Raw genomic sequence first — 7,115 nt, 5'->3', positions numbered from 1 at the left:
AAAGTAGTGTAATACTCCACAAACGTATTCGGCTCACCATTTTGAATCTGAATATCGCGAAGCGTTAAATCAAAAACACCAAAACCATCATTGGGTAACTCATCACAGGCAAATAAATCATCAGGTATGCCGGCGGTGGGTTGAGGGGCGAATTCGACCTCAATCTCATCAGTAGAAGAGCAAACTCCATTTACTGTGGCTTGAATTTGATAAATACCAGATTGCGTTATAATAATGGAATCTCCTATTTCTCCAGGAATGATGTCGAATACCATGGTCACTGGGTTGTACTTATACCATTGATAGGTAGTTTGCCCTGTAATATCGGGTTCAACCCCTATTTCTAATGGTTGTCCTTCACAGGGAGCATTTCCTGCTGCGATGGTCATATCGGGTGGAAGACTTACTCCAATATTAAAAGAGCCGGCTTTTAAGAAAACCGCTATATCGTATAATTGATCTTGCTGATCGGCCACAACTAACTTAATGGTGTATTGATTCCCAACGACCACATCTCCCATTGCCGTCAATGATACAGTCTGTCCATTAAAATCGATAGCCGCTGCAGCAGCAGGGTTGTAAGGTTCAAAATTGTATTTATCGAAATACTCTTCGTTGATAGCAGGACACGAACCAACTACTTCGGGGTGTATATTGGTCACTTCAATTGGGATAGCCGTTCCTGGTAAGACTGCCAAGTTTTGGACCACACCGGTTATTTGATCTGTTAAAATAAAAGCGAATGCATCGGAAAAATTACATTCAAAAAATTGATTGTACTCTTCAGAAGCCATTATAAAATCGAAACTTATCTGACTAATTAAGGGTACAAAGTCAAATTGAATATAAGATGCATTTTGTGTATTGGTTGCGGTGGTGTATGCTTCAAGATCTGCATCGCCAGGCCAACCTACACCGCCATCGCTTAAAATGCCTAAATTAGGGCCTGGTGCATTTTGAACATTTCCAGAAGTCAGTATAATACCATCTGCGTATGGAAAATCAGATCCGTTTGCGTTGAAATACGCAATCCCATTATCATCACCGAAATCGGTTCCGGTGCTTTGAATGAAATTTGAAACTTCAGCGCAGGTACTATTAACAAGAATATCTTCTACAAGCTGCTGTGTAGTATAGGTATCATCGATTGAAATTTGCGTATAACCAAATACCGAAAATAGCAGAAATATGGGGAGTAATATTTTCGTCATAAAGTAGGTGTTAAAGGGTCAAATATATTGAATACATTGATTTTCTTTTTATAATTTTGCAAAAAATACAATTAAATGCCTGATTTTAACATTCATATACAACCCACAAAGAACGAAAATATTGTAAAATTTGTTGCCAATTCCTTTTTAACTCAGGCAAATAGCTATGAATTTAAGAATATTGACGAGGCGAAAAACAGCCCAATAGCACAGCAACTTTTTTATCTTCCGTTTGTAAAAACAGTATATATTTCTCAAAATTTTATCGCCATTGAAAAATACAACATTGTTTCTTGGAAAGACATTGAAAATGAGGTGTCTACAGCCATATTAGACTATTTGAATTCTGGGAAACCAGTAGTAATTGATGCTGAAACCCAAAAAAAAGTTCCAGTAACCGTTTATGCTGAAAGTACACCAAACCCTTCGGTAATGAAGTTTGTAGCCAACAAACCTCTGGTTTCGGGCACTTTTGAGTTCAAAAACATTGATGAGGCTGCACATGCGCCGCTTGCAAAGGAATTATTCACCTTTCCGTTTGTAAAAGAAGTGTTTATAAGTGCCAATTATGTTTCGGTAATGAAATTCAATGTAGCCGAATGGCAGGATGTTTCTATGGAAATACGGGATTTTATTCGAACCTATATCGAAAACGGAAAAGTGATTCTGAATGATGAAATACTTCAGAATAAAAAAGATAAACAATCAATTTCTGTTGAAAATGACAAAGAACGAAGCGACATTGATAAAGAAATCATCGCTATACTAGAAGAATACATAAAACCGGCGGTCGCCAGTGATGGTGGCCATATTGCTTTCGAATCGTATAATGAAGCGACGAAGACCGTCCGGGTTGTTTTACAAGGTGCCTGCAGCGGTTGTCCATCTTCGACCATTACATTAAAAAATGGTATTGAAACCATGCTTCACGAAATGCTAGATGGCAAGGTCACAAAAGTAGAAGCTATTAATGGGTAATGGCGGATTGAGATTCGCAAAATATTTCTGTTTTTGACCACAATCGCATTCAGGATAAGGTTTTAACGATATATTGAGATCTTTTCCACGAGAAATTTGTACCTTACAGTTTCAATTTAAAACCTATAAAAATGGCCGTATTAAAGGTAATCGAAGTGTTGGCAAATTCTAAAGTTAGCTGGGAAGATGCCACGAAAAACGCTGTGAATCACGCAGCTAAAAGTGTTAAAAATATTCGTTCAGTCTATATAAATGAGCAAAGTGCAATGGTAACAGATAATAAGGTTACCGAATTTCGTGTGAACGTAAAAATCACTTTCGAGGTGAATTAACAGTCTAAGCCTAGGCTTTAAAATACGCTTTTGATGTTTCAAAAGCGTATTTTCGTATCTCTATTTTCAAATTATGCGACATTCTTTGCTCCTCGTTGTTTTTTTTACAACACTATTTATCTCTTGTAATACTTCAAAAAAAGAAATTGTGGAAACGCACGCCTATACCAATGATTTAATTCATGAAACCAGTCCGTATTTACTCCAACATGCGCACAACCCCGTAGATTGGAGGGCTTGGAACGAGACGACACTCGAAAAGGCTAAAAGCGAGAAAAAACTAATGATTATTAGTATTGGATATGCGGCCTGTCACTGGTGTCACGTGATGGAACACGAGAGTTTTGAGGATTCAACCGTTGCTGCTGTGATGAATGCGAAATTCATTTCGGTGAAGGTTGATCGTGAAGAACGTCCCGATGTAGATCAAATTTACATCAATGCAGTCCAGCTTATGACAGGGAGTGCCGGCTGGCCTCTTAATGTCATCACCTTGCCGGACGGAAGACCTGTTTGGGGCGGCACCTATTTTAAGAAGGAAGAATGGATAAGTGCGATTGAACGAATTCAGGAACTCTACGAAAAGGAGCCTCAAAAACTGGAAGCGTATGCTTCGCGGCTGGAGGAGGGTATTAAGAGTATGGATCTTATCACCTTCAACTCGAACGAAGTAGATTTTACCACCTACCCTACTAAAGACATTATTGCGACCTGGGAAAAAAGCTTTGATCATCGATTTGGAGGGTATAAGCGGGCTCCAAAATTTATGATGCCGAACAATTATCATTTTTTGTTGCGTTATGCGGTACAAAATGAGGATGAAGAATTATTAAATTTTGTAAAACTTACATTAGACCAAATTGCCTACGGAGGTGTATACGATCATATAGGAGGCGGGTTTGCGAGGTACAGTGTTGACGAAAAATGGCATGTGCCCCATTTCGAAAAGATGCTTTACGACAATGCCCAATTGGTTAGTTTATACAGCGATGCCTATCTGGCAACCAAAGATGAATTGTATAAACAAGTGGTTTTTGAAACGCTCGATTTTATCGCAAAGGAAATGACTCACAGCGAAGGGGTATTTTATTCATCCCTCGATGCCGATAGTAAAACAGAAACCGGAAAATTGGTAGAAGGAGCCTATTATATTTATACCAAGGAAGAATTGCAGAAACTGTTACCGACCGATTTTGAGCTCTTCAGGGCATATTACAACATAAACAGTTACGGGAAATGGGAGGGTGACCACTATGTATTGATTCGGGATAAGAGCGATGCCGAAATACAACAAGAATTTGGTATAACTTCGGAAACACTTCAGAAGAAAAAACAAAACTGGAAAGAGGTCTTGTTTAATTACCGTGAAAAAAGACCCCGACCCCGATTGGATGATAAAACATTGACCTCCTGGAACGGACTTATGCTGAAAGCTTATGTTGATGCCTATAAAACATTTCAGAAAAAGGAATATCTAGATATTGCCATAAAGAATGCACAGTTTATCGCATCCAAGCAATTACAACAAAATGGGGCGTTGTATCATAGTTATAAGGACGGCAAAAGTACGATCAATGGCTATTTGGAAGATTATGCCGCGGTAATTGAAGCCTATATCGCCCTGTATGAGGTCACGATGGACGAACAATGGCTTACAAAGGCTAAAAAAATGACCGACTATACCTTCAGCCATTTCTTTGATGAAGAAAAGCATATGTTTTATTTTACGTCGAAAGAGGATGCAAAGTTGGTATCTAGGAGTATAGAATATAGGGATAATGTGATTCCGGCCTCAAATTCGATCATGGCAAAGAATCTATTCAAACTATCTCACTACTTTGACAGTCCAAAATTTGCGGAGACCAATCGGCAAATGCTCAAAAATGTACAAGCCGAAATGGAACAGTATCCTTCGGGATTCTCAAACTGGCTGGATCTATTGGCTAATTATCAATCAAAGTTCTTTGAAGTAGTAGTCGTTGGAAACGCAGCTTCAGAAAAAATTAATGAAATCAACCAGTATTACATTCCCAATAAGCTGATTGCCGGAAGCGAAAAAGACAGCCAGAGCTATCTTTTGGAAGGTCGTTATGTATCCGGGGAAACATATATCTATGTGTGTGTAAACAACACCTGTAAGCTTCCAGTTACGGATACCAAAAAAGCTATTGAATCAATAAAAAATTACTAAACTCATTTCATGGACCAATTTCAAAATATAGACACCTATTTAGACAATTATGCGCAGAAGTTAATCGATTTCTTACCAAGCATCTTCGCAGCCCTTGTGTTATTGATTGTTGGTCTTTGGATCATAAAGATTACTATCAAACTAACTCGAAGAATCTTTGAAAAAAGAGCGCTAGATGAAACCTTAAAAAAATTCTTACTCGATCTAATAAGTTGGTTGCTAAAGATTGTCCTGTTTATTACAGTGATTGCCCAGCTGGGAATTCAAACCTCATCTTTTGTAGCCATCGTTGGTGCCGCAGGTCTCGCAGTTGGCTTAGCATTACAAGGTTCCCTTGCCAATTTTGCGGGAGGTGTCTTAATTATGTTGTTTAAGCCCTATAAGGTGGGTCATTTTATAGAGGCGCAAGGAGTTGCAGGCGTTGTAAAGGAAATCACCATTTTTACTACAAAATTGAACACATTCGGCAACCAATTGGTGATTATTCCAAATGGTAAATTGTCTAACGATCATATCACAAATTTTACCGAAGAAGGAATGCGTCGTGAAGCAATCACCTTCGGGATTAGCTATGATTGCGACATTAAACTAACTAAAAATATCTTGTTGGATCTGGTAATGGAGCAAGATTTAGTACTGAAGTTAGAAGACAAAATGCCTATGGTCGCGGTACTTGAGCTTGCTGATAGTGCTGTCAATCTAACACTCCGCTATTGGGTGAAAAATGAAGATTACTGGAATGTGCGTTTCTATACCCTAGAAGAGGGCAAAAAGAGATTGGAAGAAGCCGGAATTGTAATTCCATTTCCTCAAAGAGACATTCACTTACACAATACCGCCGATAAAATTAGTTAATTACTAAAATGAATTTTGTACCTTATATCCACAAAAAATGTAAAATAAATTATTATGAAAAAACCTATTTTATTCCTTATCATCTCTTTATTTAGCTTGGCCATATTCTCACAAAGCAACGATGCCATATACAAAATTGGTGTGCGACAAATTGCCATAGATCAGAACAATGAGTTTTTGAATCTATCTGATGCCGAATTTAAGCTTATTGAAGGATCTCCATATGCCAGAAAAGAATTTTTGGAAGGCAGTATTTTTGAAGGAGATGTCTTACTGCAAAAAAATGTTTTCTTGCGATATAATATCTTCTCAGATGAGATTGAAATTAAAACTTCCATGAACGAATCTAATTATAATGCACTGGTTAAAAGATCAGGGATGCTTGTAAAGATTTTCAATGACGTATATACTCTAATCCCATTTGAAGGGTCTGATGAAAAAGGGCAATACTTTAAAGTATTGACCACAGGAGAACATTTTAGCCTCTATAAGAAAACAACAGCAAAGTTTACGCAGCGAACCTTTGCAAAAACAAGTTACGACAGAGACCAACCAGCAAAATTTATACAAACCGACTCTTATTTTCTAGCAACTAAAGAAGGTAATTTTATAGAAATGCCCGAAAGCAAGTCGAAAGTTTTAAAACTAATGAAAAATAAAGGGGCCGAAATAAAGGCCTTTATAAAGAGCAATCGCACCAACTTCAAAGATGAAAATGACCTCATGAAATTGGTAAAGTACTATAATAACTTACTATAAACTTCTTGTAAAACCTAATTGCATTTAATAGATTTGTTGCCATATAAAGACTACCAATAATTAAAAACTTAATATTTAAATTATGAAAAAAGCAATTTTAACATTTGTACTAATTGGTCTGGTTGGTTCTTTATCTGCTCAATTTCACAGTGCCCAGAGGGCGGCCGCTGTATTTGTTGAATCTTTGGAACGATCTAGCACAATGACCTATTATTTACCCGATGATTACAACGGGAGCCCTTATTTTAATGACACCTTTTTACCTGGATCTATATATGAAAACAACGAAGTAATTGCAAGCGAGTATTTCTTTAGATACAATGCTATTCAGGATGAAATTGAAGTTAAAGAAAGTCCAGATGCTCCGGATACTGAAATAAAAGTACTTACTAAAGTGCCTGAAGTTTACGTGAAAATTATGAACGATCTGTTCTTTTATAATGCCAATGATTTAAACCCTGATCACAATGGCTATTTTCAGGTATTGGTTGTAGGAAACAAGTTCAATCTTTATAAAAAATTGAATAAGCGGTTTTACCCGGCAAAAAAGGCGAAAAATTCATTTGAAAAGGATGTTTTGGCCACCTATAAGGACAAGCCTCTTTATTATGTTGTAGATCAAAAGGGAAACTTTTTCGATGTTCCTGATTCTAAAAAGAAAAGAGTAAATGTTTTTGGGAACAAAAAAGCAGACATTAATAAGTTCATTAAACATAACAAGCTAGATATGTCTGAAGAGCATAATCTTGTTAAAGCATTTAAATATTTTGATTCGTTTAAAGACGCTAA

Annotated in this window: 7 protein-coding genes; 6 read left to right on the top strand and 1 reads right to left on the bottom strand. The window is 37.1% G+C overall.

Features of this window, described 5'->3' with window-relative positions; translation table 11 throughout:
- Nucleotides 1-1,211: choice-of-anchor L domain-containing protein (locus tag K8F54_RS02145; RefSeq protein ID WP_290786402.1), on the bottom strand; the 1,211-nt coding region annotated here is incomplete at its 3' end.
- A 75-nt stretch (nucleotides 1,212-1,286) separates the two neighbouring features.
- Between K8F54_RS02145 and K8F54_RS02140 the strand changes: the two genes are divergently transcribed.
- From K8F54_RS02140 to K8F54_RS02115, 6 genes are all read left to right on the top strand, one after another.
- Complete coding sequence (locus tag K8F54_RS02140) at nucleotides 1,287-2,189, top strand: NifU family protein (protein WP_290786399.1); 903 nt, start codon at nucleotides 1,287-1,289, stop codon at nucleotides 2,187-2,189.
- Nucleotides 2,190-2,320: 131 nt separating this feature from the next.
- A complete protein-coding gene (locus K8F54_RS02135; protein WP_290786396.1) occupies nucleotides 2,321-2,521 on the top strand; it encodes a dodecin family protein in 201 nt (66 codons plus the stop codon).
- Between the two features lie 148 nt (nucleotides 2,522-2,669).
- Nucleotides 2,670-4,712 carry a thioredoxin domain-containing protein gene (locus tag K8F54_RS02130; protein ID WP_363299080.1) on the top strand — a complete coding sequence of 681 codons (2,043 nt, stop codon included), beginning with the start codon at nucleotides 2,670-2,672 and terminating at the stop codon, nucleotides 4,710-4,712.
- A gap of 9 nt (nucleotides 4,713-4,721) precedes the next feature.
- Complete coding sequence (locus tag K8F54_RS02125; RefSeq protein ID WP_290786392.1) at nucleotides 4,722-5,567, top strand: mechanosensitive ion channel domain-containing protein; 846 nt, start codon at nucleotides 4,722-4,724, stop codon at nucleotides 5,565-5,567.
- 54 nt (nucleotides 5,568-5,621) lie between these two features.
- Nucleotides 5,622-6,326, top strand: a complete 705-nt coding sequence (locus tag K8F54_RS02120; protein ID WP_290786389.1) for a hypothetical protein — start codon at nucleotides 5,622-5,624, stop codon at nucleotides 6,324-6,326.
- An 82-nt stretch (nucleotides 6,327-6,408) separates the two neighbouring features.
- Nucleotides 6,409-7,115 (top strand): hypothetical protein (locus K8F54_RS02115; protein ID WP_290786387.1); only part of this gene is annotated, 707 nt, incomplete at its 3' end.

Source organism: Altibacter sp. (assembly GCF_019913785.1).
In the GTDB taxonomy this organism is placed as follows: Bacteria; Bacteroidota; Bacteroidia; order Flavobacteriales; family Flavobacteriaceae; genus Altibacter.
The sequence above is the reverse complement of the archived record's forward strand: the minus strand, read 5'-3'. Positions and strand labels throughout refer to the sequence as shown.

What these genes read in the sequence shown, in the direction of transcription:
- K8F54_RS02140 (WP_290786399.1), top strand. Translation starts at nt 1,287, where the DNA reads ATGCCTGATTTTAACATTCATATACAACCCACAAAGAACGAAAATATT.
- K8F54_RS02135 (WP_290786396.1), top strand. Translation starts at nt 2,321, where the DNA reads ATGGCCGTATTAAAGGTAATCGAAGTGTTGGCAAATTCTAAAGTTAGC.
- K8F54_RS02125 (WP_290786392.1), top strand. Translation starts at nt 4,722, where the DNA reads ATGGACCAATTTCAAAATATAGACACCTATTTAGACAATTATGCGCAG.
- K8F54_RS02120 (WP_290786389.1), top strand. Translation starts at nt 5,622, where the DNA reads ATGAAAAAACCTATTTTATTCCTTATCATCTCTTTATTTAGCTTGGCC.